Here is a 25,560-nt window from a genome sequence, read left to right as displayed (position 1 = left end):
AGGGGTGGTAAAACGCAGATTATGAGGGGATTCAGTGAGCTTTAGTAGCCTTGGGGAGACGTTAGAATGGTGCCGATAATAGGAGTCGAACCTACGACCTTCGCATTACGAATGCGCTGCTCTACCAACTGAGCTATATCGGCCCTGCAAGAGGTGTTCACGAGCGTGAATCACGAGGCAAAAGGTTAGAACTTAGCGGGCGATGCGTCAATAGCCAGTGGAATCAACTGCCTATTTTTGCATCGCCCGCTCTCATTTACGCACGAATGGTATCGTCGCCGAAACCAATCCACTTATAGGTGGTTAACGCTTCCAGCCCCATCGGGCCGCGGGCGTGCAGCTTCTGGGTGCTGACCGCCACTTCCGCGCCGAGGCCGAACTGGCCGCCGTCGGTGAAGCGCGTGGAGGCGTTCACATATACCGCGGAAGAGTCCACTTCATTGATAAAGCGGTTGGCGTTACGCAGGGTGCGGGTCAGGATGGCGTCGGAGTGCTGGGTACCATGCTCGCGGATATGGGCGATAGCCTCATCCATATCAGCCACCACTTTGACGTTCAGATCCAGCGACAGATATTCGTCGTCATACTGCTCCGCCTTCACCGGCTCGACCTTCGCAGGGCCGTTTTGCAGCGCGGGGAGCGCGGAAGGGGCGGCGTGCAGGGTGACGCCGCTCTCGGCCATCTGCTTGCTTAACGCCGGCAGGAAGGTGTCGGCGATGTTGCGGTGCACCAGCAGCGTTTCAACGGTATTGCAGGTGCTCGGCCGCTGGGTCTTGGCGTTGACGATGATCTTCAGCGCGGGGGCGATCTCGGCGGTTTCATCAACGAAGATATGGCACACGCCAATCCCGCCGGTGATCACCGGGATCGTGGATTGCTCGCGGCACAGCTTGTGCAGGCCCGCGCCGCCGCGGGGGATCAGCATATCGATGTATTTATCCATCTTCAGCATTTCGCCCACCAGCGCGCGATCCGGGCTCTCAATGGCCTGTACCGCGGCGGCCGGCAGACCGCACTCCTGCAGCGCCTGCTGGATCACTTTCACCGTGGCGGCGTTGGTGCGCCAGGTCTCTTTCCCGCCGCGCAGGATCGCCGCGTTGCCGGTTTTCAGGCACAGGGAGGCGACGTCGACCGTCACGTTGGGACGCGCTTCATAAATGACGCCGATCACCCCCAGCGGGACGCGGCGACGTTCAATACGCAGACCGCTGTCCAGCAGCCCGCCGTCGATCACCTGGCCGACCGGGTCGGCCAGATTGCACACCTGGCGCACATCGCTGGCGATGCCGCTCAGACGCGCCGGGGTCAGCGCGAGGCGATCAAGCATCGCTTCGCTCAGACCATTGGCGCGAGCTTCGGCTAAATCTTCCGCGTTAGCGCGCAGAATATCGTCGGTCTGCGCTTCCAGATAATCGGCGATCTTTTCCAGCACCTGGTTCTTTTCCCGGCTGGAGAGTAACGCCAGCTGCCAGGAGGCCGCTTTGGCGGCAATGCCCATTTGTTCCAGCATTTTCAGCTCCTTAACGGATGATCATATCATCGCGGTGGACGGCCACCGGGCCGTATTCGTAGCCCAGAATGGCATCGATTTGCTGCGAGTGCTGGCCGGCGATAAGGCGCAGCGCATCGCTGTTGTAGCGGCTGACGCCGTGAGCGATGTCGCGTCCTTCGCTATTGCGGATGCGGATCACTTCGCCGCGGGAGAAGTTGCCGCTGACGATTTTGATGCCTTTTGGCAACAGCGAGCTGCCTCTTTCGAGGATCGCCTGGGTCGCGCCCGCATCGACGGTCAGTTCACCGGCCGGCGGCGCGCCGAAGATCCAGCGCTTACGGTTCTCCAGCGGAGACTCCTGGGCGTGGAAGCAGGTGCCTACCGGCAGGCCTTCCATCGCGTGGCCGATGACGTCCGGGCGGTTGCCGGCGGCGATGATGGTATCAATTCCCGCGCGGCAGGCGACGTCCGCGGCCTGCAGCTTGGTGCCCATGCCGCCGGTGCCGAGTCCGGAGACGCTGTCGCCGGCGATGGCGCGCAGCGCGTCGTCGATGCCGTAGACGTCTTTAATCAGCTCCGCCTGCGGGTTGCTGCGCGGGTCGGCGGTGAACAGGCCAGGCTGGTCGGTTAACAGCAGCAGCTTATCCGCCCCGGCGAGGATCGCGGCCAGCGCGGAGAGATTGTCGTTATCGCCCACTTTGATTTCCGCGGTGGCGACGGCGTCGTTTTCGTTAATGACCGGGACGATGCTGTTATCCAGCAGGGCGCGCAGGGTGTCGCGGGCGTTGAGGAACCGTTCTCTGTCTTCCATGTCGGCGCGGGTCAGCAGCATCTGGCCAACGTGAATGCCATAGATAGAAAACAGCTGTTCCCACAGCTGGATCAGACGGCTTTGTCCCACCGCCGCCAGCAGCTGCTTGGAGGCGATGGTGGCGGGCAGTTCCGGGTAACCAAGGTGCTCGCGCCCGGCGGCAATGGCCCCGGAGGTCACGATGACAATACGGTGTCCCATGGCGTGCAGCTGTGCGCACTGGCGCACGAGCTCGACGATATGGGCGCGGTTCAGGCGACGGGACCCGCCTGTTAAAACACTGGTGCCCAGTTTTACCACCAGCGTCTGGCTTTCACTCATGATTCTCTGCCGTTCAAAAGGAATATCGATATCGAGCTGATGTTGTAGCAGGAGTCGGCCCGCTTGCCAACACCCGGGGCGGCGGGCGCGCCATTTTATTGCGCGGGATCGGGCATTATGGAGAGGGAATGTGACAAAAATATGTCAGATACATTTAAATACCCTTTTTTATAAAAAGTTCCATCTTGTCATAAATATTTAATCTTCCGGCGTTAAAAAACCTCCAGTTTTTGATGGGCAAGCGCCCGCAATTGAATAGCGCGTATAAATAAATCACCAGGACTGAATAATGAAAAAGAGTACTCTGGCATTAATGATGATGGGCTTTGTGGCTTCAACGGCGACGCAGGCAGCGGAAGTTTATAATAAGAACGCGAACAAGCTGGATGTGTACGGCAAGATCAAAGCCATGCACTACTTCAGCGATTATGACAGCAAAGATGGCGATCAGACTTACGTGCGTTTCGGTATTAAAGGCGAAACGCAGATTAACGAAGACCTGACCGGCTATGGCCGTTGGGAATCTGAATTCTCGGGTAACAAAACCGAGAGCGACTCGAGCCAGAAGACTCGTCTGGCGTTCGCTGGGGTGAAGCTGAAGAACTACGGTTCTTTCGACTACGGCCGTAACCTTGGCGCCCTGTACGACGTGGAAGCCTGGACCGATATGTTCCCGGAATTCGGCGGCGACTCATCCGCTCAGACCGATAACTTTATGACCAAGCGCGCCAGCGGCCTGGCGACCTACCGCAACACCGACTTCTTCGGTCTGGTGGATGGCCTGGATCTGACCCTGCAGTACCAGGGTAAAAACGAAGGCCGTGAAGCGAAGAAACAGAACGGCGACGGCGTCGGCACCTCGTTAAGCTATGATTTCGGCGGCAGCGACTTCGCCGTCAGCGCAGCCTACACCAGCTCCGACCGTACCAACGATCAGAACTTGCTGGCCCGCGGCCAGGGTTCGAAAGCGGAAGCCTGGGCGACCGGCCTGAAATATGACGCCAACAATATCTACCTGGCGACCATGTACTCTGAAACCCGCAAGATGACCCCGATCAGCGGCGGCTTTGCCAACAAAGCGCAGAACTTTGAAGCGGTGGCCCAGTATCAGTTCGACTTCGGTCTGCGTCCGTCCCTCGGCTATGTGCTGTCGAAAGGGAAGGATATCGAAGGGGTGGGGAGCGAAGATCTGGTTAACTACATTGACGTGGGCCTGACCTACTACTTCAACAAAAACATGAACGCCTTCGTGGATTACAAAATCAACCAGCTGAAAAGCGATAACAAACTCGGCATCAACGATGACGACATCGTCGCGCTGGGCATGACCTACCAGTTCTGATTAACCGCAGAACCACCTGCCGCAGCCCTGGCTGCGGCTTTTTTTTAGCGGCGATTCTTTGCCAGATGTAGGGTGTCGCTGTTCATGGTGATCTGCGCGTTATACTCCTTCGGCAGACGGCGCGCCTGATAGAACGCGGATTCCCAGTAAGGGTTGTCCAGCGAAGAGCGCATCACGCCCTGGCTGCTCGAGGCGTGAAGGAAATTATGATCGGTATCGTAAAAGCCGACGTGCATCCCAGCCCGAGTGCGGAAGAAGACCAGATCGCCGGGGCGTAAATCACGCTTATCGACCCGCACGCCCATGTGCAGTAGCTCGCGGGTGGTGATCCGCTCCATCGGCAGGTTAAAGCGATCCTTCAGCGTGCGCCAGACGAAACCCGAGCAGTCGACGCCGCTTTGTTCAGTACCGCCCCATTCATAGGGGGTTCCCTGCCAGGTGTGCATCTGATCATGCAGAGCCGCCACCACCGGGATCAGATCGTCCGATCCACCGTCAATGGTCATATCCGCATGAGATTTTGTATGTTTTGCCTGTTTCGGTGAGGAGGAGCATCCTGCCAACAGCAAAAAAGGAATTAACAAGAGAGCATGCTTCAGTTTTGGCTTCATATCGTTATTTTCGAAGTAGCAAGCAGACTGCTTTGTTTTATAGCCGATTAAAAAGAACGGCTAAATAAGCTGATGCCGCCTTTACGTTTATTTACGATTAAAAATAAACAACGATGGGATGGATCAGCCATAAAGGGCAGTTGTCACTTCGCAACAGTCTGTGCCAGGATTCTGTCATCAACATCTCACGAGGCATTCCATGACGCATAACGCCATCGCCACCGAGACTTTACCCGGCGCCGCTTTCGACGCGGGGTGGATGACGTCTGCGCCTCATCATTGCTTCGCCACGCTCTGCCCACCGCCTCCCCCTCCAGACCGGGTTGTTTTCGGCGCTTAACGCCGTCTTTCCAGGCGCTTACCTGCCGGTATGACGCTTGATACCTTGTGTTTGACGTTCGGGAGCATGCTATGCACGTTCGCTATTCTCTGCTCGCCTCGCAGGCGACAACGGCCATTTTTGTGCTGCTGTGGGGCAGCGCGGCCATTTTCACCCGCTGGGGACTGGACAATGCCTCGCCGATGGCGCTGCTGGTCTTTCGTTTTCTGATTGCCCTGGTCGCGCTGGCGCCGCTGGCCATCGTCCGTCGGCGCTGGCTGCCCGCACCGGGCACCCGCCTGCAGACCGCGGCCACCGGCCTGATGCTGATTGGCGGCTATTCGGTCTGTTACTTCGAGGCGATGGCCAACGGCGTGACGCCGGGACTTATCGCCACCATGATGGGGATCCAGCCCATCCTCACGCTTTGCGTGGTGGAGCGCCGCCTGCAGGGGCGGCGGCTGCTGGGGCTGCTGCTTGCCCTGGCGGGGCTGGTGCTGCTGGTATGGCGCAGCCTGGCGGCGTCGCCCATGGCGATGGCGGGGATCCTGTTTGCGCTGGCGGCTTTGCTGCTGATGACTTTTGGCGCGCTGTGGCAAAAGCGCAGCCGTCAGTCGCCGGCGGATGTCCTGCCGCTGCAGTACGCCGTGAGTCTGGGGCTGTGCCTGTTGATCGCCCCGGTCAGCGGCTTCCGGTTTACCGTTAACGTCGGGTTGATTATTCCGGTGCTGTTTCTCGGGCTGCTGATTTCGGTGGTCGCCCAGCTGCTGCTGTATCGTCTGCTGAGCGCGGGAAATATCGTCAATGTCACCAGCCTCTTTTATCTGGTGCCGGCGATCACGGCGCTGCTGGATTATCTGCTGCTGGGCAACCGGCTGCCGGCGGCGGCGATGGTCGGTATGGTGGCGATCGTCGGCGGGATCGTATTGGTGTTCCGCACCGGCAAGGTCCGCGCCGGCTGACGACGAGCCGGGCGCTGCGGCGTCCGGTTCATTTTCCTGTCATCTTTTTTACGCATGCTCCCGGCAGCTTATTTTGACCAGTAAGGGAAAGTACCATGGGCAACACGCTGACGATTTTTGATCTCGATAACACCCTGATACAGGGCGATAGCAGTACGGTCTGGAGCCAGTTTATGGTTCGCGAAGGGCTGGCGACGCAGAAGGGGTATCTTGCCCGCGAGGCGCAGCTGATGGCGGATTATGACCGGGGAGAGATGAATATCGCCGATTATGTGGCCCTGATCCAGGCGCCGCTGGCCGGAATACCGAAATCGGACGTTGATGCGCTGGTGGCCCGCTGCGTCCGCGAGGCGATCCTGCCCCGGGTCTATCCGCAGGCGTGGGAGCTCATTCGTCGTCTGCGGGCCGAGGGGGAGCAGATGCTGATTATCTCCGCCTCGGTTAGCCTGCTGGTGCAGGCGGTGGCCGCCGCGCTGGAGATCGATCAGGCGCTGGGCATTGACGTGGCGATGGTCGACGGCGGCTACAGCGGGGTCATTGCCGGGATCCCCAGCTATCAGCAGGGGAAGGTGGCGCGTCTGGCGCAGTGGCGCGAGGCGCATCCGCAGTATGACGGCGAGGTGACGTTCTATACCGATTCCATTAACGATCTGCCGCTGTGCCTGCATGCGGATCGCGTGCGGCTGGTCAATCCCTGTCCGCAGCTGCAGGCGGCGGGTGCCGGATACGGCTGGCCGGTGCTGAGCTGGCGGCTGGAATAGCGGAGCGGATAAATGTTTCTTCGGGTTCAGTCGTTCCAGACCGGATAAGGCGTGTGCCGCCATTCGGCATACAGGCGGCTCCGTGCCGGCGGTCATTGCCCGGCGGCGCTGCGCTTGCGCGGGCCTACGGGGTGTGAGCCTGTGAGAGGGCCCTGTAGGCCGGGTAAGGCGCAGCCGCCACCCGGCGGAATATCGGCGCAACCGGAAATGTCCCTGCTCGCCCTGCGTTTAGCAGGGCTACCACTCCTGGGCTTTTTCCGGGCAGATTGCGCTCCCCATATTTTTTCTGCGCTATGTCACTCATGGTGCCTGGAGCGCACAGGGGGCGGCCAGTCGCCGCCGCCCCCTGTACCTCCGGGCTCCGGCCAGCACCGGCAGTTTCAGTTGCGCAAGTGGGTAAATTAATGACTGGTTGCTCGGGCCGTAGGCCGGGTAAGGCGCAGCCGCCACCCGGCATAAAGCGGCTCCGTACCCGCTGTCATCGCCCGGTGGCGCTGCGCTTGCCGGGCGTACGATGTGTCAGCCAGTGAGAGGACCCCGTAGGCCGGGTAAGGCGTGAGCCGCCATCCGGCACAAAGGTGCGCTAGCGTTCGTCTTGATACAGCGGCACCACGGCGCCGCCGATATAGCGACGGCGCAGCCAGGCGGAGAGGGTATCCATGATCATCACCACCGCCACCAGCAGCAGGGTGATAAACATCACCACATCCCAGTTCCACAGGCGCATATTCTCGGCATAGATAAGCCCAATACCCCCGGCGCCGACGAAGCCCAGCACCGCCGCGGAGCGGGTGTTGGATTCAATCTGATACAGGCTCAACGCGAGGAAGGTCGGGAACGACTGGATAAAAATGCCAAAGCGATGCTTTTGCAGGCCGTTCGCGCCCACGGCGGTCAGTCCGCGCCCGGGGGAGCGGTCCACCGCTTCGTGGCCTTCCGCGTACAGCCGTCCCAGCAGGCCGGTGTCCTGCATGATGATCGCCAGCACCCCGGCCAGCGGCCCGAGGCCTACCGCGCGCACGAATATCAGCCCCCAGATAGCCATGTCGATCCCGCGCAGCACATCAAACAGGCGGCGCATCAGCAGGGCGAGGGTCCCCAGCACCACGCCGCGCATGATGTTGCGGGCGGCGAAGAAGGAGAGCAGCAGCGCCAGCACCGTGGCGGTGAGCGTCCCGGCGAAGACGATAGCCAGAGTGATGCCGATTTGCGTGAAGTAATAGCCGAACGGCCAGTTCCAGAAGTCGTGCCAGACGAACATCCGCGCCAGATAGCGGCCAATCTGCTGTAGGCCGGTGGTCAGCTGTTCGCCGCTGATGCCGAACTGCAGAAAAAACCAGACGTAATAGAGCAGGCAGGCCAGCGCCACCAGTCCGACGTAGCGCAGGTAGCGCCCCTGGACCTGATAGAGCTGCTTATGCTGCCGCCGGCTGGCGGCGAGATCCGGTTGCATGTGCCAGACGCTCATTTCTTACCCTCCAGTACCCACAGGCGCAGACGACCGGACAGCATGTCCAGCGCCGACACCACCAGAATGATCAGCAGCAGGGTGATGCTCACCTGATCGTAGCGGTCGAGCTTGATGTTGGTCATCAGCTCCTGGCCGATGCCGCCCGCGCCCACCAGCCCGAGAATGGTCGACGAGCGGAAGTTGATTTCAAGCCGCATAAAGCCATAGGAGAGAAACAGAGGTTTCACCTGAGGCCACAGGGCGAAGCGAATTTTCTGCAGCGGGGATGCGCCGCAGGCCGCCAGGCCGCGTACCGGTTTGTTTTGCGCGCTTTCCACCGCCTCGTAGAACAGTTTGGTCAGGCTGCCGACGGTATGCAGCATGAGCGCCAGAAAGCCCGGAATCGCGCCGATGCCGAACGCCATCACAAAGATCACCGCCCACGCCAGCTCGGGCATGGTGCGCAAAAACGCCACCAGCACGCGAATGGCAAAGCGCACCGGCGCCGGGGACCAGGCGTTATTGGCGGCAAGAAACGCGAAAACCGTGGCAATGGCGACGGCCACCAGGGTTGAGGCCAGCGCCAGCTGCAGAGTTTCCCAGATCAGCGGCAGCTGGATCGGCAGGCGATAGCCCCACCAGGCCAGCGAGCCTTTGGTCTGCACGTCGGCGAACAGGTTGCCGGCGCTCAGGGGCGGAATGGTCTCTGCCATATAGTCAAAGAAATGGGGCAGCGAGTGCCAGATAGTCAGCAGATTAAATTCCGCGGCGCTGCCGGCGGCAAAATAGAGCGCCAGCAGCAGCAGCGACCAGCAGACGGCATCGCGCTTTTGCCGCGAGCGTACCTGCTGGTAATAGTGTTCAAATTCGGTGTGGGTCGTCTTCATGCGTCGGGGATCTTCAACGTAGCGCCGCCGCTTACCCTGGGGCAAGCAGGCGGCGTTGAGGCAGGATTAACGCGCGCTCACCAGCTCGCGTTTCATATCAATAATCTGCTGGAAGTCAGCCACGCTGCCCGGGCCGATGTGCTGAGTACCGCCCATCGCTTTGATAAAGCAGGCGTGATCCTCAGTATCCAGTTTTTTCACCGCCGCCACGACCTTCGCTTTAAAGTCCGCTGGCAGCGCATTGCTCACCAGGATCGGGCCGTTCGGGATCAGCGGCGATTGCCAGATAATGCGGATCTGCTTCATCAGATCCGGATGATCCATGCGAATCAGGCGGTTGAACGCGCCGGTGGTGTAGCCGGTGTTGTAATCGCCCACCATCGAGGCCCAGGTGACCGCGCCCGCGAACTGGCCATTCAGCACGCCGAGGATGTCCTGCTCGTGGCCACCGGAGAAGGTGACGCTGGAGAAGGTGTTGTTGTATTTGTTGTCGGCGTTACCGCCAAATTTTTCTTTAAACGCATGGTTAGGGATCAGATACCCGGAAGTGGAGTCCGGGTCGGCGAAGCCGAAGGCTTTGCCTTTTAAATCGTCCAGCGTTTTATACGGGGAGTCAGCTTTGACAATCACCACCGAGTGGTAGCCGCGAGACTGATCTTTGTCGTCCACGGCGATACCGACGATATCCACCGCTTTGGGGTTATTAAGATAAACCGAGGCGTAAGAGGAGGGAGACATGCTCAGCACCACGTCGACTTTCCCTCCCAGCAGACCCTGGATCACCCCGGAATAGTCGGAAGAGTTGCGCAGTTTGGTGTCCACGTTCAGCTCTTTATCGAGGAAGGCCTTCACGCACTGGTTATCGCCGATTTGCTGGGTGGCGTTCTGTCCGCCGAGAATGCCCAGATTCAGCTCTTTCGGCTGCGCCGCCGCTGCCTGCCATGCCATCATCATGCCCGCGACCATTGCGGATAAACGAACTGCGCCAGTCATAGATTTTTTCATTATGTTGCCCGTGTGAGTGAAATTAATGCAATTGGCTAACTTCATCGCCGTACAGCCGCTGCAGCACATCCTGCGTCAGCCGGGAGGGGTGATCGTCAAAAATAAGCTGGCCGCTGGCGACGCCGATAACCCGGGTGCAGTAGGTCTTCACCAGCTCTACCGAATGCAGGTTTACCATTACGCTGATGCCCTGCTCGCTAATTTCGCGCAACACATCCATGATGCGCTGGGTGTTTTTCGGATCCAGCGAGGCGACAGGCTCGTCGGCCAGCAGGATGCCGGGGTTTTGCATCAGCGCCCGGCAGATCGCCACCCGCTGCATCTGCCCGCCGGAGAGGTTCTCCGCCCGCTGCAGCGCGTGCGGCAGCATGTTCATCCACTCAAGCAGCGCAATGGCGCGCGCCCGGTCGGCTTCAGGAAAGATTTTAAACAGCGATTTCAGGGTTGAAGTCTGGCTGAGGCGGCCCAGCAGGACGTTGGTGAGCACATCGAGACGGGGCACCAGGCAGAAGTCCTGAAAAATCATTCCGCAGTGGCTGCGCCAGGCATTGAGCGCGCGGCCTTTCAGCCGGGAGACATCGTGCGGGGTACCGACTTCCGGGTAGCTAAGAATTTCGCCGCCGCTGGCGCTGTGGGTGCCGTTGAGGACATGCAGGAGCGTCGATTTACCGGCGCCGGAGCGGCCTATGATGCCAACCATTTCGCCAGCGTGCAGATCAAAGCTGATGCCGTCCAGCACCTTGTGCTGGGCTTGATAAGCTTTACTCAGATTACGCACGCTTAAGACCTTCCGCTGCCGGCCGGCATTGAGTTCGGTGAACGGCTGGAAATCAGTTTCGGCCACCGCGGCAAGAGAGCTGTTCATAAGAGTGTCCAGGTTCGTCATTAACTGGCCACTATTAATAGGTCTTTATGTGAAATTTCGATGACGGTATTGCGAACAAACCGTGAACAGGCGGGAAAGGGCGGCGGTGAGCGGTTCACCGTGCGTGGTACGCTGGCGAAGCGCCGAAAAGCGGCTATGCTTTCGGGAACGCGGAGACTGGCGTCCCCGTGACGGCAGGAACCCATCGGCAAAACTCGTTTTATCTTGCTAATGAGGTCTGTTTAATCGAATAGATAATGCTTCTGCCTTTGTTTAGCATTCATCATTCCGCAAAATTAACATATATATAACTATTTTGTGCGGCAGGTTAATCTATTTATGAGTCTTATGTATTGGTGAATCATCCTGGTTATTGCTGATTTTTAGACTTATATTCTTTATTTTTGAATAAATTTGGTTTATTTGACAACTGCATTCTGCCCTTCATTAAGAATATTCCTAACATAATAGGGTGAAGATCCTGGGTAATATAAAATTCAGCTAAGAATTGAGGGTTATATTGCTAATAACCTTATGAAAATAAATACCTTTTTCTTGCGCTCAAAAATGAGATATTTTCAGTTTTTGTAAATATTGACCTGGGCGCGAAATTCATTGCCTTCCCGCATGTTGACACTCCATAGGAAAAAACTTAAATTCAACGCCAAGCAGAAAATAATTATAGTTTAACCCCGCTTATTCAATATTGATAAGTAATGCGTGTCTTATTTAATGGCGATTTACTAAAGGAATCGAATACGCCAGTAAACTTTATAGGCCTGGCAAGCAGTGACGTTTTAAAAATGATTACTTCAAGGACTATGAGGTTAAAAACTATATGGAATATAAAAGCTGTTCCGATAAGTATATTTGGTCTGCCGATGACTCCTACTTCTATAAAGGATTGTCTGAACTGATTGTAGATATCGACGAGTTAATTTATCTGTCGCTAGAGAAAATCAGAAAAGATTTCGTGTTTATCAATCTCAATACGGCTTCGTTAAACGAGTTTATCAGGCGCGACAGCGAATGGCTATCCGCGGTAAAGGGGAAACAGGTCGTATTAATTGCGGCCAGGAAGTCAGAAGCCTTAGCGAATTACTGGTATTACAATAGCGATATTCGCGGCGTGGTATATGTTGGCCTGAGTCGCGATATTCGAAAAGAGCTGGCCTATGTGATTAATGGCAGGTTTCTCCGTAAAGATATTAAGAAAGATAAAATTACAGACCGGGAAATGAAAATTATCCGCATGACCGCCCAGGGCATGCAGCCGAAATCGATCGCCAGAATTGAAAATTGTAGCGTGAAGACAGTATATACCCATCGGCGCAATGCCGAGGCCAAGCTGTATTCCAAAATATACAAATTAGTTCAGTAACACCCAGGTAAGTTAATTTTTGAATGGTTCACCGGGACATCATGTCCTTAATTCAACTCAGGAAGAAAAAGCGATGAAAAAAAAGGTTCTGGCAATAGCTCTGGTAACGGCGTTTACCGGTATGGGCGTGGCGCAGGCTGCTGACGTAACGGCTCAGGCTGTAGCGACCTGGTCTGCGACCGCCAAAAAAGACACCACCAGCAAGCTGGTGGTCACCCCGCTCGGCAGCCTGGCGTTCCAGTATGCCGAAGGCGTGAAAGGTTTTAACTCACAGAAAGGTCTGTTTGACGTGGCGATTGAGGGTGACGCAACGGCGACCGCCTTTAAGCTGACCTCGCGTCTTATCACCAACACCTTAACCCAGCTGGATACCTCCGGCTCCACGCTGAGCGTGGGCGTGGATTATAACGGCGCAGCGGTGGAAAAAACCGGTGATACCGTGATGATCGATACCGCCAACAACGTTCTGGGCGGCAACCTCAGCGCGCTGGCTAACGGCTACAACGCCAGCGGCCGTACCACCGCGCAGGATGGTTTCACCTTCTCGATCATCAGCGGCACCACCGACGGCACCACCGCCGTGACCGATTACAGCACCCTGCCGGAAGGGATCTGGAGCGGCGACGTCAGCGTACAGTTCGACGCCACCTGGACCAGCTGATCCTTGTGATGCGCCAGCAGGGGGGCTCCCCCTGCTTTTTTCACGGACGGAATTGTTATGAAAAAGCACCTTCTGGCCCTCGGGCTGCTGCTTGCCGGAGTATCGCCGGCGCAGGCGCTGGATGTCGGCGATATCTCATCGTTTATGAACAGCGGCAGCAGCACACTGAGCAAAACGATCAAGAACAGCACCGACAGTGGCCGCCTGATCAATATCCATCTCGAAAGGCTCTCTTCCCCGCTGGACGACGGACAGGTTATCCCGATGGATAAACCGGATGAGGTGCTGCTCACTCCCGCCAGCCTGCTGCTACCCGCCCAGGCCAGCGATGTGATCCGCTTCTTCTACAAAGGCCCGTCGGATAACAAAGAGCGCTACTACCGCATTGTCTGGTTCGACCAGGCGCTCAGCGATGCCCAGCGCGATAACGCCACCCGCAGCGCGGTGGCCACCGCTTCCGCTCGCATCGGCACCATCCTGGTGGTGGCGCCCCGGCAGGTGAACTACCGCTTTCAGTATGCCAACGGCTCCCTGACCAACACCGGGAATGCGACGCTGCGGATCCTCGCCTACGGCCCCTGCCTGAAGGCCGCCGACGGTAAGGAGTGCAAAGAGAACTACTACCTGATGCCGGGTAAATCGCGCCGTTTTACGCGCGTGGACACGGCGGATAAAAAAGGACGGGTTGCGCTTTGGCAGGGTGAGCAGTTTGTTCCCGTGAAATAGACAGCTGTGCAGATGGATAACGACGATGCCTCTACAACGGATTTCCCCAGGACTGAAAACGCGGCTTGCCTTCGGCATGTTTTTTTTGTTCGTTCAGCCCGACGCCAGTGCGGCGGCCCCAGGCGCGCAGCAGATTGGCGGGGTGATTATTCCGCAGGCCTTCAGCCAGGCGCTGCAGGACGGCATGAGCGTTCCTCTTTATATTCATCTTGCCGGCAGCCAGGACACCCGGGACGATCAGCGGATCGGCAGCGCCTTTATCTGGCTGGATGGCGGCCAGCTGCGCGTTCGGCAGATCCGGCTGGAGGACAATGAGGGTAACGCCAGCGTCAGCGAACAGACCCGACAGCAGCTGATCGGCCTCGCCAACGCCCCGTTCAGCGAGGCGCTCACCATTACTCTGACCGAGAGCGCGCAGCTGGATCTCAGCCTGCGCCAGCTGCTGCTGCAGCTGGTGGTCAAGCGCGAGGCGCTGGGCACTGTGCTGCGCTCGCGCAGCGAAGACATCGGCCAGTCGAGCGTCAACGCCCTGAGCAGTAACCTGAGCTATAACCTCGGCGTCTATAACAACCAGATGCGCAACGGGGGAAGCAACACCTCCAGCTACCTGTCGCTGAACAACGTCACGGCGCTGCGTGAGCATCACGTGGTGCTCGACGGCTCGCTGTACGGCATCGGCAGTGGTCAGCAGGACAGTGAATTATATAAAGCCATGTATGAACGCGATTTCGCCGGCCACCGCTTTGCCGGCGGGATGCTTGACACCTGGAACCTGCAGTCTCTGGGACCGATGACCGCTATTTCGGCGGGCAAGATTTACGGCCTTTCCTGGGGGAACCAGGCCAGCTCCACCGTCTTCGACAACAGCCAGTCCGCCACGCCGGTGATTGCCTTTTTACCGGCGGCGGGCGAGGTGCATCTCACCCGCGACGGCCGGTTGCTGAGCGTCCAGAACTTCGCCATGGGCAACCATGAAGTGGATACCCGCGGCCTGCCGTACGGTATTTACGACGTGGAAGTGGAGGTGATCGTCAACGGGCGGGTGGTCAGCAAACGCACCCAGCGGGTCAATAAGCTGTTCAGCCGGGGACGCGGCGCCGGCGCGCCGCTGGCGTGGCAGGTATGGGGCGGCAGTTTTCATATGGATCGCTGGTCGGAGAGCGGAAAAAAGACCCGACCGGCGAAAGAGAGCTGGCTGGCGGGCCTCTCGGCCTCCGGGTCGCTCAGCACCCTGAGCTGGGCGGCAACGGGCTATGGCTACGACAACCAGGCGGTGGGAGAAACTCGCCTGACGCTGCCGCTGGGCGAGGCGATCAACGTTAACCTGCAAAACATGCTGGCCAGCGACAGCTCGTGGAGCAGCGTCGGCAGCATCAGCGCCACGTTGCCGGGGGGCTTTAGTTCAGTGTGGGTCAACCAGGAGAGAACCCACATTGGCGATCAATTGCGGCGCAGCGATGCCGATAACCGGGCGATCGGCGGCACCCTCAACCTGAACGCGCTGTGGTCGAAGCTGGGAACGTTCAGCGTGAGCTACAACGATGATCGCCGCTACAACAGCCATTACTACACCGCGGATTACTATCAGACGGTCTACAGCGGCGCCTTTGGCTCGCTTGGCCTGCGGGCGGGGATCCAGCGCTATAACAATGGCGACAGCAGCGCCAACACCGGGAAATATATCGCCCTCGATCTGTCGCTGCCGCTGGGCAACTGGTTCAGCGCCGGGATGACCCATCAGAACGGCTACACCATGGCTAACCTCTCAGCGCGTAAACAGTTTGATGAAGGCACCATTCGCACCATCGGCGCCAATCTGTCGCGGGCCATCTCCGGCGATACCGGGGATGACAAAACCCTCAGCGGCGGGGCGTATGCCCAGTTCGACGCCCGCTACGCCAGCGGCACGCTGAACGTCAACAGCGCAGCGGACGGCTACGTCAACACCAACCTCACCGCCAGCGGCAGCGTCGGCTGGCAGGGCAAAAATATCGCCGCCAGCGGACGAACCGACGGCAACGCCGGGGTGATCTTCAACACCGGGCTGGAGGACGATGGTCAAATCAGCGCCAGGGTCAACGGGCGGATCTTCCCGCTCAGCGGTAAGCGTAACTATCTGCCGCTCTCGCCTTATGGCCGCTATGAGGTGGAGCTGCAGAACAGCAAAAACTCGCTCGACAGTTACGACATCGTCAGCGGGCGCAAGAGTCATCTGACTCTCTATCCCGGCAACGTGGCGGTGATTGAGCCAGAGGTGAAGCAGATGGTCACCGTCTCCGGTCGTATTCGGGCGGAAGACGGCACGCTGCTGGCGAATGCGCGGATTAACAACCATATCGGCCGTACCCGCACCGATGAAAACGGCGAGTTTGTTATGGATGTGGATAAGAAATACCCCACGATCGATTTCAGCTACGGCGGCAATAAAACCTGCGAAGTGGCGCTGGAGCTCAGCCAGGCGCGCGGCGCCGTGTGGGTGGGGGATGTGGTTTGCAGCGGCCTCTCGTCGTGGGCGGCGGTGCAGCAGACAGGAGAAGAGAATGAAAGTTAACCCATTAATCGCCCTGGCGATCCTCGCGCTGCTCTGGCCGGCGGCTGCGCTCAGGGCGGCGGTGACCAAGACCACCTGGTCGGATGCGCCGGCGCGCGAGTTTGTGTTTGTGGAAAACAACTCCGACGACAACTTTTTCGTCACTCCCGGCGGGGCGCTGGATCCGCGCATGACCGGCGCCAACCGCTGGACCGGCTTAAAATACACCGGCTCCGGGACCATCTATCAGCAGAGTCTCGGCTATATCGATAACGGCTACAACACCGGGCTCAATGCCAACTGGAAGTTTGATATGTGGCTGGAAAACTCGCCGGTTTCGCACCCCTTAACCGGCCTGCGCTGCATCAACTGGTACGCCGGGTGCGATATGGCCACCAGCCTGATCCTGCCGCAGACCACTGACGCCAGCGGGTTCTATGGCGCGACGGTGACCAGCGGCGGCGCGAAGTGGATGCACGGTATGATGTCGGACGCGTTTTATCAGTATCTGCAACAGATGCCGGTCGGCGGCAGCTTCACGATGACCATCAATGCCTGTCAGACCTCGGTGAACTACGACGCCAGCAGCGGCGCGCGCTGTAAGGATCAGGCTTCCGGCAACTGGTATGTGCGCAACGTCACCCACACCAAAGCCGCGAACCTGCGGTTGATTAACACCCACTCGCTGGCGGAGGTGTTTATCAACAGCGATGGCGTGCCAACCCTTGGGGAAGGGAACGCCGACTGCCGGACGCAGACCATCGGCAGCCGTTCAGGATTAAGCTGTAAGATGGTCAATTATACCTTGCAGACCAATGGGTTAAGCAATACGTCGATCCATATTTTCCCGGCGATCGCCAACTCGTCGCTGGCCTCGGCCGTCGGGGCGTATGATATGCAGTTCAGCCTCAACGGCAGCTCATGGAAGCCGGTGAGCAATACCGCCTATTACTACACCTTCAACGAGATGAAGAGCTCAGATGCGATCTATGTGTTCTTCTCCAGCAACTTCTTTAAGCAGATGGTGAATCTCGGGATCAGCGATATCAATACCAAGGATCTGTTCAACTTTCGCTTCCAGAACACCACCTCGCCGGAGTCAGGCTGGTATGAGTTTTCCACCTCCAATACGCTGATTATCAAGCCCCGTGATTTCAGCATCAGCATTATCTCTGACGAATATACCTCGGCGCCGTCGCGGGAGGGGTATGTCGGCAGTGGTGAACCGGCGCTCGATTTCGGCTACATCGTCACCACCAGCGGTAAAACGGCCGCCGACGAAGTGCTGATCAAAGTGACCGGACCGGCACAGGTGATTGGTGGGCGCTCCTACTGTCTCTTCAGCTCCGATGACGGTACGGCGAAAGTGCCGTTCCCGGCGACGCTCTCTTTTATCACCCGCAGCGGCGCGACGCAGACCTACGACGCCGGGTGCGATGACAGCTGGCGGGATATGACCGATGCGCTGTGGCTGACCACGCCGTGGACCGATATCTCCGGCGAAGTGGGGCAGATGGATAAGACCACGGTGAAATTTTCGATTCCGATGGATAACGCCATTTCGCTGCGGACGGTAGACGATAACGGCTGGTTTGGCGAAGTCAGCGCTTCAGGAGAGATTCATGTCCAGGCGACGTGGCGCAACATTAACTAAGGCCCTGCTGACGCTGGGCTGCCTGCTGGCGGCGCCGCTGGCGCAGGCGATCTCGGTCGGCAATCTGACCTTTTCCCTGCCGGCTGAAGCGGATTTCGCCAGCAAACGGGTGGTCAATAACAATAAAAGCGCGCGGCTGTACCGCATCACCGTCAGCGCCATCGACCGCCCTGGCGGCAGCGAAGTGCGCTCCCGGCCGGTGGATGGCGAACTGCTGTTCGCCCCCCGCCAGCTGGCGCTGCAGGCCGGGGAGAGCGAATATTTCAAATTTTATTATCATGGGCCGCGGGATAACCGCGAGCGCTACTATCGGGTCTCGTTTCGTGAAATTCCCACCCGTAACCTGACGAGGCGCAGCCCGACCGGCGGCGAAGTCAGCATGGAGCCGGTGGTGGTGATGGATACCATTCTGGTGGTGCGCCCGCGCGAGGTGCAGTTTAAATGGTCTTTCGATAAGGCGGCCGGGACGGTGAGCAACACCGGCAATACCTGGTTTAAGCTGCTGATTAAACCCGGGTGCGATTCGACCGAAGAGGAGGGCGACGCGTGGTATCTGCGTCCCGGGGACGTGGTTCGCCAGCCGGCATTGCGCCAGCCGGGGAACCACTATCTGGTCTATAACGACAAATTTATTAAGATCAGCGATACCTGTCCGCTGAAGCCCCGCCCCGCGGAGTGAGCCTTATCCGGCGGTCGCGCGGCGGGTAAAGCGCCGGCTGGCCAGCAGGCTCAGACCGCAGCACAGCAGGTAGTACACCGCGCCGGTGAAGACGAAGATCGCCAGGGGATAGATTTGCACCCGGTTGTTGACCTGGCCGGCCACGGTGGTCAGCTCCGGGACGTTGACGATAAATGCCAGCGAAGTGTCCTTCAGCAGGCCGATAAAGATCCCCACCAGCGACGGCTGAACGTTGCGCAGCGCCTGCGGGAGCAGCACCAGGCGCAGCGTTTGCCAGGGGGCGAACCCCTGGGTCAGCGCCGCCTCATACTGTCCTTTCGGCAGCGACTGCAGCCCGGCCAGCACCGAATGCATCACCGAGGCGGCGGTAAACCACGCCAGCGCCAGGGTCACGGTCACCGCGCCGGGCAGATCGCCGCCGGTCAGCATCGGCAGCAGATACCACAGCCAGAAGATGACAAATATCAGCGGGATGCCGCGGATAATTTCCGCCCACAGGAACAGCAGACGTCGCGTCAGCCCGCCGTAGCGCCAGGCCAGCCCCGCCAGCGCAATGCCTCCCGGCAGCGCCAGCAGGGTGGCGCCGATGGCCATCAGCAGGGTCAGGGCCACGCCGCCGGGCTGGCCCTCCGCCAGCCGGCCCCACAGCAGGTAATCAAGATTATCGGCGATCACCGCCAGATTAGCGTTCATGTTGGGCGCTCCGTTGCAGTTTTCTTCCCGGGCCGAGACGCGTTAGCGCCACGCCCATCGCCACCCCCAGCGCCAGATACAGCGCGGTGCCGACGGCAAACGCCTCCAGGGCGTGCGCGTTATAGCTCTCAATCTGCCGCACCTGATAAGTCAGTTCCGCAAAGCCGATGCCGCTGGCCAGCGATGAGAGTTTCATCAGGTTGAGATACTGGCCGACAATCGGCTGCCAGGCGTTGGCCAGTCCCTGCGGCAGGAGGATAAAGCGCAGCTCCTGCCATGGGGTAAAGCCCTGCGACAGCGCGGCTTCCCGCTGCCCGTGGCTGACGGCGCGCAGTCCGGAGACGATCTCTTCCACCAGAAAGGCAGAGGTAAAGACCCCCAGCCCCCACATCGAGCAGAGGAACTCCGGCGTCAGCCACCAGACGTTGCCCGGCAGAATGGACCAGGCGTGCTCGTCGTTTACCACGTCCTTCACCGCCAGCGGCAGCAGGTTCCAGGCGGCAAAGTACCAGAACAGCAGCTGGACCAGCAGCGGAGTATTGCGAAACAGCGAGACCCACGCGGCCACCAGCCCGCGCCCCACGCGGCCGCCGCCGAGACGCAGGGCCAGCAGCAGGACCGCCAGCGCAGTGGCGAGCAGGATCCCGGCGACGCTGACCCAGACGGTGGTGAGAAAACCAGAGATAATCCATTGCAACGGCTGTCCGCTCAGGACGCCGTGCCAGTCAAGCATCGGCGTCACTCGAGGCTCTCCTGGTGCAGCGGATCCAGCACCTTCTGCAGAAAACGCCGCGCGCGGGCATGCTGCGGATGGGCGAAAAACTCAGCCGGCGGGGCGACCTCGAGAATGTCGCCGCCGTCGATAAACACCACCCGGTCGGCAATTTCGCGGGCAAACTGCATCTCGTGGGTCACCACCAGCATGGTGATCCCACTGTGGGCGAGGTTTTTCATCACCTGCAGCACTTCGCCGATCATCTCCGGGTCGAGGGCCGAGGTGGGCTCGTCGAACAGGATAATCTGCGGCGAGGAGGCCAGAGCGCGGGCGATGGCCACCCGCTGCTGCTGGCCGCCGGAGAGCTGCGCCGGCATCTGCTGCGCTTTCTCCTCCAGCCCGACCTGGCGCAGCAGCGCAAGCGCCCGCTCCTGAGCCGCGCTTTTTCCCCAGCCGTGGACGCGCTCCAGCGCCAGCGTGATGTTCTCCTGCGCCGTCAGGTGGGCGTAAAGGTTGAACTGCTGGAAGACAAAGCCGACGCGGCTACGCAGCTGGCGCAAGGCGCTGCCGCTCAGCCGGCTGGTGGGTTTACCGTCGATCAGGATCTCGCCGCCGCTTAAGGATTCGAGCTGGTTGATCAAGCGGATCAGCGTCGATTTTCCCGATCCGGAAGGACCGAGGATCGCCACCACTTCGCCGGGCTCGACCTGCAGGTTGATGGCGTTAAGCACCTGATGATCGCCGTAGCGCTTGGCCACCTCACGAAACGTTATGCTGGCGCGCTGCAGACGTGAAAAATCCGCGGCCGGGGCCGCGGAGTGGGAGAATAAACCCGAGAACATATTATTTCGCTTCTATGGTAAAGGCGCGCGGCTGCGGCGTTTTAGTGGCAGGGCCAAACCAGACATCGTAAATTTTCGCGGCTTCGCCGGTTTTCTCCAGCTTCACTAGCTCATCGTTGACGGCCTTCAGCAGGGCCGGTTCGCCTTTCTTCACGCCCACGCCAATCTCTTCTTTGCTGAGCAGGTCGGGCAGAATTTTAAACTTGGCTTTATCCGGCGCTTCCGCCAACAGACCGGCAAGGATAGTGCTGTCCTGGGTGATGGCCTGGACGTTGCCGTTGCGCAGGGCGGTCAGGGCCAGCGGAATATCGTCATAGGAGAGGACGCGAGCCTGCGGGAAACGCTGGTGCAGGGCCTGTTCGCCGGTGGTGCCTTTCACCGCGCCGATGCGCGCTTTGCTGTACTCATCAAGCTTATCCGGAGAACCGGCCGGCACGAGGAACTGCTGGCCGGTGACGAAATACGGCGTTGAGAAATCAATAACCTGGGCCCGCTCCGGGGTGATGGTAATGTCGGCGACGATCAGGTCGGCTTTGCCGGTCTGCAGCAGCGGAATACGGTTGGCCGGGTTAGTGGCCACCAGCTCGAGTTTGACGCCGAGCGCTTTCGCCAGCGCCTGGGCAAAGTCGACGTCGTAGCCGACGATATGGTGGGTTTTGGCGTCTACGGAGCCGAACGGCGGGTTGGCGTCAAAGGTGGCGACTTTCACGACGCCAGCGGCTTTGATGTCAGCCAGCTGGTCGGCCTGCGCCTGCGAGGCGAGCAGCAGCATACCCAGCGCCAGTGCGATTTTTGTGGTTTTGTTGCGCATAGTTTTTCCCCTGAATCCCTGTTTTGTTTTGTGGACATCACGCTCCCATAAATTGCCCATCGGCGGCAAAGAAGAAAAAATTCTTATCTATAACCAAAAAGAACTTAACAAACCTGTGGGTATTCTTTATGCGCCGCTGGCGTTTTCCCGGTGCGACAACGACCGCCGAACGGTTCCCTCTCCCTCAGGGAGAGGGTTAGGGTGAGGGGAAAAGGACCGGGGGTAATATGCGCCAGCCAGGATTGCAAATTCGGAATTAATATTTCCCGCGCCCGGCCAACTGTGGTTGAAATAGACCCAGGCGATACGCTTCCCGACAGAGGAGAAAACGAAAGTGGCATTGTGGCAACGGTTAACGGGCTGGCTGGCTTTTTTGTCCAACGGTGAAGCCGGACAGCAAGATACCCAACGCGTCATGGAGGCGATCCTGCCGGTGGCCAGCCTTTACGGCGTGGACATTGGCAACGTGGAAACCCGGTGGTTCCGTCATGATAAGACATACTGAGCGCCGCAGGACGCGAGAAGCCTACTGGAACGAGGTGTGCTTTGTGTAGCAAGAGACTGCCTGAGGTTGCGGCCTCGCAGGAGGCGCCGCCGCAGCCCAGGCAGTTTTGACCATGCCTATCCCCCCAGATACATCCGCTTAATTTCCGGATTAGTCAGCATCTCCCGCGCCGCGCCTGACAAGGTGATCCGGCCATTCTCCAGGACATACGCTCGATCGGCGATCGCCAGCGCGGCCGTCGCATTCTGCTCCACCAGCAGCACCGTCATATTCTCTTCGCGCAGTTGCTTAATGATGCCGAACAGCTCGCCGACAATTTTCGGCGCCAGTCCGAGGCTCGGTTCATCCAGCATCAATAACACCGGCTCGCTCATCAGCGCCCGGGCGATGGCCAGCATCTGCTGCTCGCCGCCGCTCATGGTGCCAGCCATCTGATGGCGCCGCTCCTTGAGCCGTGGAAAGAGGGCGTACATGCGATCGCGCAGGCGGGTGTAGCCGGCGAGATTATTGTAAGCGCCCATGCGCAGGTTCTCTTCGATGGTCAGGTTGGTAAAGACCCGGCGTCCCTCCGGCACCAGCGCAAGCCCGCGGCGCACGATCTGGTGGGTCTGGCTGCGCGAGATATCGTCGTTAAGGAAGCTGACGCGCCCGCTGGAGCGCACCAGGTTGACGATCCCATTGAGGGTGGAGGTTTTACCGGCGCCATTGCTACCGATCAGGGTGACGATCTCCCGGTCATAGACGTCGATATCGACGCCCTTCAGCCCCTGGATCACGCCGTAAAAAACCTTAAGTTCCCGGGCGTTAAGCATAATTGGCTTCTCCCAGATAAGCGGAAATGACGTCCGGATGCTGGATCGCCTCGGCCATCAGGCCGCTGAACAATGGCTTACCATACTCCAGGACCATCACCCGTTCGCACAGGCGGTTGACGAAGGGCATATCGTGCTCGATTAACAGGACGCTGAGCTGATAGTCATGGCGCATGCGGAAGATCAGCTCCGCCAGATCCTCGGTCTCCTTTGGGTTCATCCCGGCAGCCGGCTCATCGAGCAGCAGCAGCTTCGGCGCGGTGGCCAGCGCGCGGGCGATCTCCACTTTGCGCTGGTTGCCATAGCTCAGGTTCGTGGCCTGCATATGGGCGAAGTGGGCGATGCCGATATCCTCCAGAATGGCCATCGCTTTGGCCTTCGCCGCCCGCTCGGCCGGAAAGTAGCGGCCAATGTGCAGGGCCGCCTCCAGCAACGAATAGCGGCTGGCCCGGTCGAGCCCGACCATCACATTCTCCAGCACCGTCATAGAGTTAAACAGCCGGATATTCTGGAAGGTGCGAGCGATCCCGGCGTTCACCACCTGGTTGGGCTTCAGCCCCTTCAGCGAGGCGCCCGCGAGGGTGACGCTGCCGCTGGTGGGCTTATAGTTGGCGGTGATGACGTTAAACAGGGTGGTCTTACCCGCGCCGTTCGGGCCGATAAGGCCAAAGATCTCCGCCTCGTCAACATGGAAGCTGACGTTGTCGATGGCCCGCAGGCCGCCAAACTGCATGGTGACGTCCTGCACCTGCAGGATGATTTTATTTTCCGCCATAGCCGCCGCTCCTTCTTCCGGTCTGCCAAATCTCTTTTTTCCCCAGCAGCCCTTCGCGGGCGAAGAGCATGATAATCAGCAGCAGCAGGGAGAAGACCACCATTCTCAGGCCCGGATAGGCGCCGAGATCGTGACCGAAGAACTGCAGCGGCTGGTCGAGAAAGCGCAGCCACTCGCCGCTGCCGACCACCAGCACGGTGCCGAGCAGGGCGCCGGTGGTGCTGCCGAGTCCGCCGAGGACGATAATAATCAGCAGCTGGAAGGTGAGCATAAAGTCGAACAGCCCCGGGGAGATGGTGGTCAGCAGGGAAGCCAGCAGACCGCCGCCGATCCCTTCGAAGAAGGCGCTGGTGGCGAAGGCGCAGGTTTTAATGCGGAAGGTGTTGACCCCCATGGCGATCGCCGCATCTTCGTCGTCGCGAATAGCTTTCATCATCCGACCATACTTCGACCACACCAGCTGAAGGATCATGCCGGTGGCCAGCAGGGCGAACAGCCCGCACCAGAACAGAAGATGCGGCTGCTGCGGAATATCGTTCAGCCCGATGGCGCCGTTGGTGATTTGCGGGTTGTTAATGGCGAGGATCTTGATGATAAACCCGAAGCCGAGGGTGACGATGGCCAGGTAGTCGCCCCGCACCCGGAAGACCGGTACGGCGAGGCACACCGCCAGCGCCGCCGCGCACAGGCCGCTTATCAGCAGGGCGGGGAGGAAACCCGCGTGCAGGCTGAGGATCCACGGGCTGGGGGCGGCCATTTCAAACATGTCTACCTTGCTGTCGCTGGAGAGGATCAGCAGGGCGGTGACGTAGGCGCCCACCGCCACGAAGCCGTTCGGCTCCAGCGACAGCTGGCCGGTCACGCCGTTGATCAGGTTGTAGCTGACCGCGAGGATCATAAAGATAAAAATGGTGCTGATGACGCGAACAATGTAGTCATTGAAAACCACGTTGATTCCGGCCAACAGCGCGATACAGATGACAATAATGGCCAGGTTGCGCAGCTGCGCCCCGGCGGTCGTCGTCGCGTTGAGCATCAGAAACGGCTCCTTTCCAGACGTTCGTCGCCCATAATGCCGACCGGGCGGAACAAGAGGACCAGAATCAAGAACAGGAAGGCGAAAGCATCTTTATAGCCGCCCAGTTCGGGGAAGATCGCCACCGCGACCACTTCGGTAAAACCGAGGATAAAGCCGCCCAGCACCGCGCCGGTGACGCTGCCGATCCCGCCCAGCACGGCGGCGGCAAAGGCCTTCAGGCCGATAAGCACGCCCATCAGGGGATCGATCGTCGGGTAGCTGATAGAGTAGAACACGCCGCCGAGCGCCGCGAGGCTACTGCCGAGGGCGAAGACCAGAGAGATGATCCGGTTGGCGTCAATGCCCATCAGGCGCACGGTGTTGACGTCAAAGGCCACCGCGCGGATCGCCATCCCATAACGGGTGCGGTACAGCAGCCAGAGGATCGCCAGCAGCAGCAGGACGGTGATCAGCGGCACAATCCACGCCACGTTGGTAATGATGACGCTGCCAAAGGCCCGGGTCTGGTTGAAAAAGTCCGGGGCGGAGAAGAAGCGCGAGCTGCCGCCGAACAGCACGTTAAACAGGTTTTCGAGGAAGAAGCTGACGCCGATGGCGGTGATCAGCATGGAGATTTTCGAGGCCTGACGCAGCGGACGATAGGCGACCCGGTCAATTAGCATACCAAACAGGCCGCACAGCCCGAGGGTCAGGAAAACGGCTACCCCGAAGGGTAGCCCAACCGAAGAAAATAAAAACAGCGTACTAAACGCGCCGACCATCATCACGTCCGCATGGGCGAAGTTGATCAGCCGCAGCACGCCATAAACCATCGTATAACCGATGGCAATCAGGGCGTACATGCCCCCAAGACTCATTCCATTGACCACTTGCTGGAGAAAAATGGCGCCGTCCATTTTGTAGCCTCGTCA

General features: G+C 59.3%; 25 protein-coding genes and 1 tRNA gene. 10 read left to right on the top strand and 16 right to left on the bottom strand.

Going from position 1 to position 25,560, the window contains the following annotated elements; all coding sequences use genetic code 11:
• Positions 1-67 precede the first annotated feature (67 nt).
• The 3 genes from ACLH1I_RS09535 to proB form a co-directional block, all read right to left on the bottom strand.
• Positions 68-143, bottom strand: a tRNA-Thr gene (locus tag ACLH1I_RS09535).
• A 113-nt stretch (positions 144-256) separates the two neighbouring features.
• The gene (gene proA, locus ACLH1I_RS09530; RefSeq protein WP_004147253.1) at positions 257-1,510 is read right to left on the bottom strand and encodes a glutamate-5-semialdehyde dehydrogenase; all 1,254 of its coding nucleotides are present in this window, start codon (positions 1,508-1,510) and stop codon (positions 257-259) included.
• 10 nt (positions 1,511-1,520) lie between these two features.
• The gene (proB, locus tag ACLH1I_RS09525) at positions 1,521-2,624 is read right to left on the bottom strand and encodes a glutamate 5-kinase (RefSeq protein ID WP_008805306.1); all 1,104 of its coding nucleotides are present in this window, start codon (positions 2,622-2,624) and stop codon (positions 1,521-1,523) included.
• 289 nt (positions 2,625-2,913) lie between these two features.
• Between proB and phoE the strand changes: the two genes are divergently transcribed.
• On the top strand, positions 2,914-3,966 hold the full coding sequence (phoE, locus tag ACLH1I_RS09520; protein WP_004204700.1) for a phosphoporin PhoE: 1,053 nt from the start codon (positions 2,914-2,916) through the stop codon (positions 3,964-3,966).
• Between the two features lie 44 nt (positions 3,967-4,010).
• On the opposite strand, the gene ACLH1I_RS09515 is transcribed toward phoE, so the two are convergent.
• A complete protein-coding gene (locus ACLH1I_RS09515; protein WP_032426068.1) occupies positions 4,011-4,577 on the bottom strand; it encodes a C40 family peptidase in 567 nt (188 codons plus the stop codon).
• A 411-nt stretch (positions 4,578-4,988) separates the two neighbouring features.
• Between ACLH1I_RS09515 and ACLH1I_RS09510 the strand changes: the two genes are divergently transcribed.
• Together ACLH1I_RS09510 and ACLH1I_RS09505 are read left to right on the top strand one after the other, a co-directional pair.
• Entirely contained in the window at positions 4,989-5,858 is an 870-nt protein-coding gene (locus tag ACLH1I_RS09510) for a DMT family transporter (RefSeq protein ID WP_060656922.1), read from the top strand.
• Positions 5,859-5,953: 95 nt separating this feature from the next.
• Positions 5,954-6,619, top strand: coding sequence for an HAD family hydrolase (locus ACLH1I_RS09505; protein WP_049002969.1), 666 nt, complete (start codon positions 5,954-5,956; stop codon positions 6,617-6,619).
• 583 nt (positions 6,620-7,202) lie between these two features.
• Here the strand turns inward: ACLH1I_RS09505 and phnE (ACLH1I_RS09500) are convergent.
• The 4 genes from phnE (ACLH1I_RS09500) to phnC form a co-directional block, all read right to left on the bottom strand.
• Positions 7,203-8,087: a phosphonate ABC transporter, permease protein PhnE gene (gene phnE / locus ACLH1I_RS09500; protein WP_198079544.1), complete on the bottom strand. Its 885-nt coding sequence runs from the start codon at positions 8,085-8,087 to the stop codon at positions 7,203-7,205.
• Positions 8,084-8,956: a phosphonate ABC transporter, permease protein PhnE gene (gene phnE / locus ACLH1I_RS09495; RefSeq protein ID WP_017900974.1), complete on the bottom strand. Its 873-nt coding sequence runs from the start codon at positions 8,954-8,956 to the stop codon at positions 8,084-8,086. The genes phnE (ACLH1I_RS09500) and phnE (ACLH1I_RS09495) overlap by 4 nt, the downstream gene beginning before the upstream one ends.
• A gap of 66 nt (positions 8,957-9,022) precedes the next feature.
• Entirely contained in the window at positions 9,023-9,961 is a 939-nt protein-coding gene (gene phnD / locus ACLH1I_RS09490) for a phosphonate ABC transporter substrate-binding protein (protein ID WP_032426081.1), read from the bottom strand.
• A gap of 22 nt (positions 9,962-9,983) precedes the next feature.
• Positions 9,984-10,826 carry a phosphonate ABC transporter ATP-binding protein gene (gene phnC, locus ACLH1I_RS09485; protein WP_004204921.1) on the bottom strand — a complete coding sequence of 281 codons (843 nt, stop codon included), beginning with the start codon at positions 10,824-10,826 and terminating at the stop codon, positions 9,984-9,986.
• A gap of 838 nt (positions 10,827-11,664) precedes the next feature.
• Between phnC and ACLH1I_RS09480 the strand changes: the two genes are divergently transcribed.
• The 6 genes from ACLH1I_RS09480 to ACLH1I_RS09455 all read left to right on the top strand — a co-directional run bounded on the left by ACLH1I_RS09480 (position 11,665) and on the right by ACLH1I_RS09455 (position 18,457).
• Positions 11,665-12,207, top strand: a complete 543-nt coding sequence (locus tag ACLH1I_RS09480) for an ECP biosynthesis operon DNA-binding transcriptional regulator EcpR (protein WP_004144585.1) — start codon at positions 11,665-11,667, stop codon at positions 12,205-12,207.
• 73 nt (positions 12,208-12,280) lie between these two features.
• Positions 12,281-12,868: a common pilus major fimbrillin subunit EcpA gene (gene ecpA, locus ACLH1I_RS09475; RefSeq protein ID WP_004204919.1), complete on the top strand. Its 588-nt coding sequence runs from the start codon at positions 12,281-12,283 to the stop codon at positions 12,866-12,868.
• Positions 12,869-12,925: 57 nt separating this feature from the next.
• The gene (locus tag ACLH1I_RS09470) at positions 12,926-13,594 is read left to right on the top strand and encodes a hypothetical protein (RefSeq protein ID WP_108450660.1); all 669 of its coding nucleotides are present in this window, start codon (positions 12,926-12,928) and stop codon (positions 13,592-13,594) included.
• Positions 13,595-13,619: 25 nt separating this feature from the next.
• Entirely contained in the window at positions 13,620-16,145 is a 2,526-nt protein-coding gene (locus ACLH1I_RS09465; protein WP_042939289.1) for a fimbrial biogenesis outer membrane usher protein, read from the top strand.
• Positions 16,135-17,778 carry a fimbrial adhesin EcpD gene (ecpD, locus tag ACLH1I_RS09460; RefSeq protein WP_004204915.1) on the top strand — a complete coding sequence of 548 codons (1,644 nt, stop codon included), beginning with the start codon at positions 16,135-16,137 and terminating at the stop codon, positions 17,776-17,778. Before ACLH1I_RS09465 ends, ecpD begins: the two co-directional genes overlap by 11 nt.
• Positions 17,747-18,457, top strand: a complete 711-nt coding sequence (locus tag ACLH1I_RS09455) for a fimbria/pilus periplasmic chaperone (RefSeq protein ID WP_032455613.1) — start codon at positions 17,747-17,749, stop codon at positions 18,455-18,457. The genes ecpD and ACLH1I_RS09455 overlap by 32 nt, the downstream gene beginning before the upstream one ends.
• Positions 18,458-18,460: 3 nt before the next feature.
• On the opposite strand, the gene ACLH1I_RS09450 is transcribed toward ACLH1I_RS09455, so the two are convergent.
• Genes ACLH1I_RS09450 through ACLH1I_RS09435 form a run of 4 tightly spaced genes read right to left on the bottom strand, consistent with a single transcriptional unit; the run spans position 18,461 to position 21,518 of the window.
• A complete protein-coding gene (locus ACLH1I_RS09450) occupies positions 18,461-19,150 on the bottom strand; it encodes an amino acid ABC transporter permease (protein WP_004204913.1) in 690 nt (229 codons plus the stop codon).
• Positions 19,140-19,892: an amino acid ABC transporter permease gene (locus tag ACLH1I_RS09445; protein WP_004204911.1), complete on the bottom strand. Its 753-nt coding sequence runs from the start codon at positions 19,890-19,892 to the stop codon at positions 19,140-19,142. The genes ACLH1I_RS09450 and ACLH1I_RS09445 overlap by 11 nt, the downstream gene beginning before the upstream one ends.
• Positions 19,889-20,707 (bottom strand): amino acid ABC transporter ATP-binding protein, encoded by an 819-nt coding sequence (locus tag ACLH1I_RS09440; RefSeq protein ID WP_004204909.1) that lies wholly within the window; start codon positions 20,705-20,707, stop codon positions 19,889-19,891. Before ACLH1I_RS09440 ends, ACLH1I_RS09445 begins: the two co-directional genes overlap by 4 nt.
• 1 nt (position 20,708) lies before the next feature.
• Positions 20,709-21,518 (bottom strand): ABC transporter substrate-binding protein, encoded by an 810-nt coding sequence (locus ACLH1I_RS09435; RefSeq protein WP_151628461.1) that lies wholly within the window; start codon positions 21,516-21,518, stop codon positions 20,709-20,711.
• 334 nt (positions 21,519-21,852) lie between these two features.
• On the opposite strand from ACLH1I_RS09435, the gene ACLH1I_RS09430 reads away from it, so the two are divergent.
• Positions 21,853-22,023: a hypothetical protein gene (locus tag ACLH1I_RS09430; protein ID WP_002890108.1), complete on the top strand. Its 171-nt coding sequence runs from the start codon at positions 21,853-21,855 to the stop codon at positions 22,021-22,023.
• 116 nt (positions 22,024-22,139) lie between these two features.
• Here the strand turns inward: ACLH1I_RS09430 and ACLH1I_RS09425 are convergent, their stop codons facing one another.
• Genes ACLH1I_RS09425 through ACLH1I_RS09410 form a run of 4 tightly spaced genes read right to left on the bottom strand, consistent with a single transcriptional unit; the run spans position 22,140 to position 25,545 of the window.
• The gene (locus ACLH1I_RS09425; RefSeq protein WP_004204908.1) at positions 22,140-22,835 is read right to left on the bottom strand and encodes an ABC transporter ATP-binding protein; all 696 of its coding nucleotides are present in this window, start codon (positions 22,833-22,835) and stop codon (positions 22,140-22,142) included.
• Positions 22,828-23,610 carry an ABC transporter ATP-binding protein gene (locus ACLH1I_RS09420; protein WP_017900983.1) on the bottom strand — a complete coding sequence of 261 codons (783 nt, stop codon included), beginning with the start codon at positions 23,608-23,610 and terminating at the stop codon, positions 22,828-22,830. Before ACLH1I_RS09420 ends, ACLH1I_RS09425 begins: the two co-directional genes overlap by 8 nt.
• Positions 23,597-24,646, bottom strand: coding sequence for a branched-chain amino acid ABC transporter permease (locus ACLH1I_RS09415; RefSeq protein WP_002890127.1), 1,050 nt, complete (start codon positions 24,644-24,646; stop codon positions 23,597-23,599). The genes ACLH1I_RS09420 and ACLH1I_RS09415 overlap by 14 nt, the downstream gene beginning before the upstream one ends.
• Complete coding sequence (locus ACLH1I_RS09410; RefSeq protein ID WP_002890128.1) at positions 24,646-25,545, bottom strand: branched-chain amino acid ABC transporter permease; 900 nt, start codon at positions 25,543-25,545, stop codon at positions 24,646-24,648. The genes ACLH1I_RS09415 and ACLH1I_RS09410 overlap by 1 nt, the downstream gene beginning before the upstream one ends.
• Positions 25,546-25,560: the final 15 nt, after the last annotated feature.

This window comes from Klebsiella sp. 1SOBk10mer (genome assembly GCF_046602535.1).
Classification (GTDB): domain Bacteria; phylum Pseudomonadota; class Gammaproteobacteria; order Enterobacterales; family Enterobacteriaceae; genus Klebsiella; species Klebsiella quasipneumoniae.
This window is presented reverse-complemented; position numbering and strand designations above follow the sequence as displayed.

Bases quoted from the DNA above. Each gene is read 5' to 3' on its own strand.
- phnD (WP_032426081.1), bottom strand. From the start codon at position 9,961: ATGAAAAAATCTATGACTGGCGCAGTTCGTTTATCCGCAATGGTCGCG.
- phnE (WP_198079544.1), bottom strand. From the start codon at position 8,087: ATGAGCGTCTGGCACATGCAACCGGATCTCGCCGCCAGCCGGCGGCAG.
- ACLH1I_RS09450 (WP_004204913.1), bottom strand. From the start codon at position 19,150: ATGAACGCTAATCTGGCGGTGATCGCCGATAATCTTGATTACCTGCTG.
- ACLH1I_RS09505 (WP_049002969.1), top strand. From the start codon at position 5,954: ATGGGCAACACGCTGACGATTTTTGATCTCGATAACACCCTGATACAG.
- ACLH1I_RS09410 (WP_002890128.1), bottom strand. From the start codon at position 25,545: ATGGACGGCGCCATTTTTCTCCAGCAAGTGGTCAATGGAATGAGTCTT.
- ACLH1I_RS09440 (WP_004204909.1), bottom strand. From the start codon at position 20,707: ATGTTCTCGGGTTTATTCTCCCACTCCGCGGCCCCGGCCGCGGATTTT.
- ACLH1I_RS09515 (WP_032426068.1), bottom strand. From the start codon at position 4,577: ATGAAGCCAAAACTGAAGCATGCTCTCTTGTTAATTCCTTTTTTGCTG.
- ACLH1I_RS09425 (WP_004204908.1), bottom strand. From the start codon at position 22,835: ATGCTTAACGCCCGGGAACTTAAGGTTTTTTACGGCGTGATCCAGGGG.
- ecpD (WP_004204915.1), top strand. From the start codon at position 16,135: ATGAAAGTTAACCCATTAATCGCCCTGGCGATCCTCGCGCTGCTCTGG.
- phnC (WP_004204921.1), bottom strand. From the start codon at position 10,826: ATGAACAGCTCTCTTGCCGCGGTGGCCGAAACTGATTTCCAGCCGTTC.
- ACLH1I_RS09435 (WP_151628461.1), bottom strand. From the start codon at position 21,518: ATGCGCAACAAAACCACAAAAATCGCACTGGCGCTGGGTATGCTGCTG.
- phnE (WP_017900974.1), bottom strand. From the start codon at position 8,956: ATGAAGACGACCCACACCGAATTTGAACACTATTACCAGCAGGTACGC.
- ACLH1I_RS09455 (WP_032455613.1), top strand. From the start codon at position 17,747: ATGTCCAGGCGACGTGGCGCAACATTAACTAAGGCCCTGCTGACGCTG.
- ACLH1I_RS09465 (WP_042939289.1), top strand. From the start codon at position 13,620: ATGCCTCTACAACGGATTTCCCCAGGACTGAAAACGCGGCTTGCCTTC.
- phoE (WP_004204700.1), top strand. From the start codon at position 2,914: ATGAAAAAGAGTACTCTGGCATTAATGATGATGGGCTTTGTGGCTTCA.
- ACLH1I_RS09415 (WP_002890127.1), bottom strand. From the start codon at position 24,646: ATGCTCAACGCGACGACGACCGCCGGGGCGCAGCTGCGCAACCTGGCC.
- ACLH1I_RS09420 (WP_017900983.1), bottom strand. From the start codon at position 23,610: ATGGCGGAAAATAAAATCATCCTGCAGGTGCAGGACGTCACCATGCAG.
- ecpA (WP_004204919.1), top strand. From the start codon at position 12,281: ATGAAAAAAAAGGTTCTGGCAATAGCTCTGGTAACGGCGTTTACCGGT.
- proA (WP_004147253.1), bottom strand. From the start codon at position 1,510: ATGCTGGAACAAATGGGCATTGCCGCCAAAGCGGCCTCCTGGCAGCTG.
- proB (WP_008805306.1), bottom strand. From the start codon at position 2,624: ATGAGTGAAAGCCAGACGCTGGTGGTAAAACTGGGCACCAGTGTTTTA.
- ACLH1I_RS09480 (WP_004144585.1), top strand. From the start codon at position 11,665: ATGGAATATAAAAGCTGTTCCGATAAGTATATTTGGTCTGCCGATGAC.
- ACLH1I_RS09510 (WP_060656922.1), top strand. From the start codon at position 4,989: ATGCACGTTCGCTATTCTCTGCTCGCCTCGCAGGCGACAACGGCCATT.
- ACLH1I_RS09470 (WP_108450660.1), top strand. From the start codon at position 12,926: ATGAAAAAGCACCTTCTGGCCCTCGGGCTGCTGCTTGCCGGAGTATCG.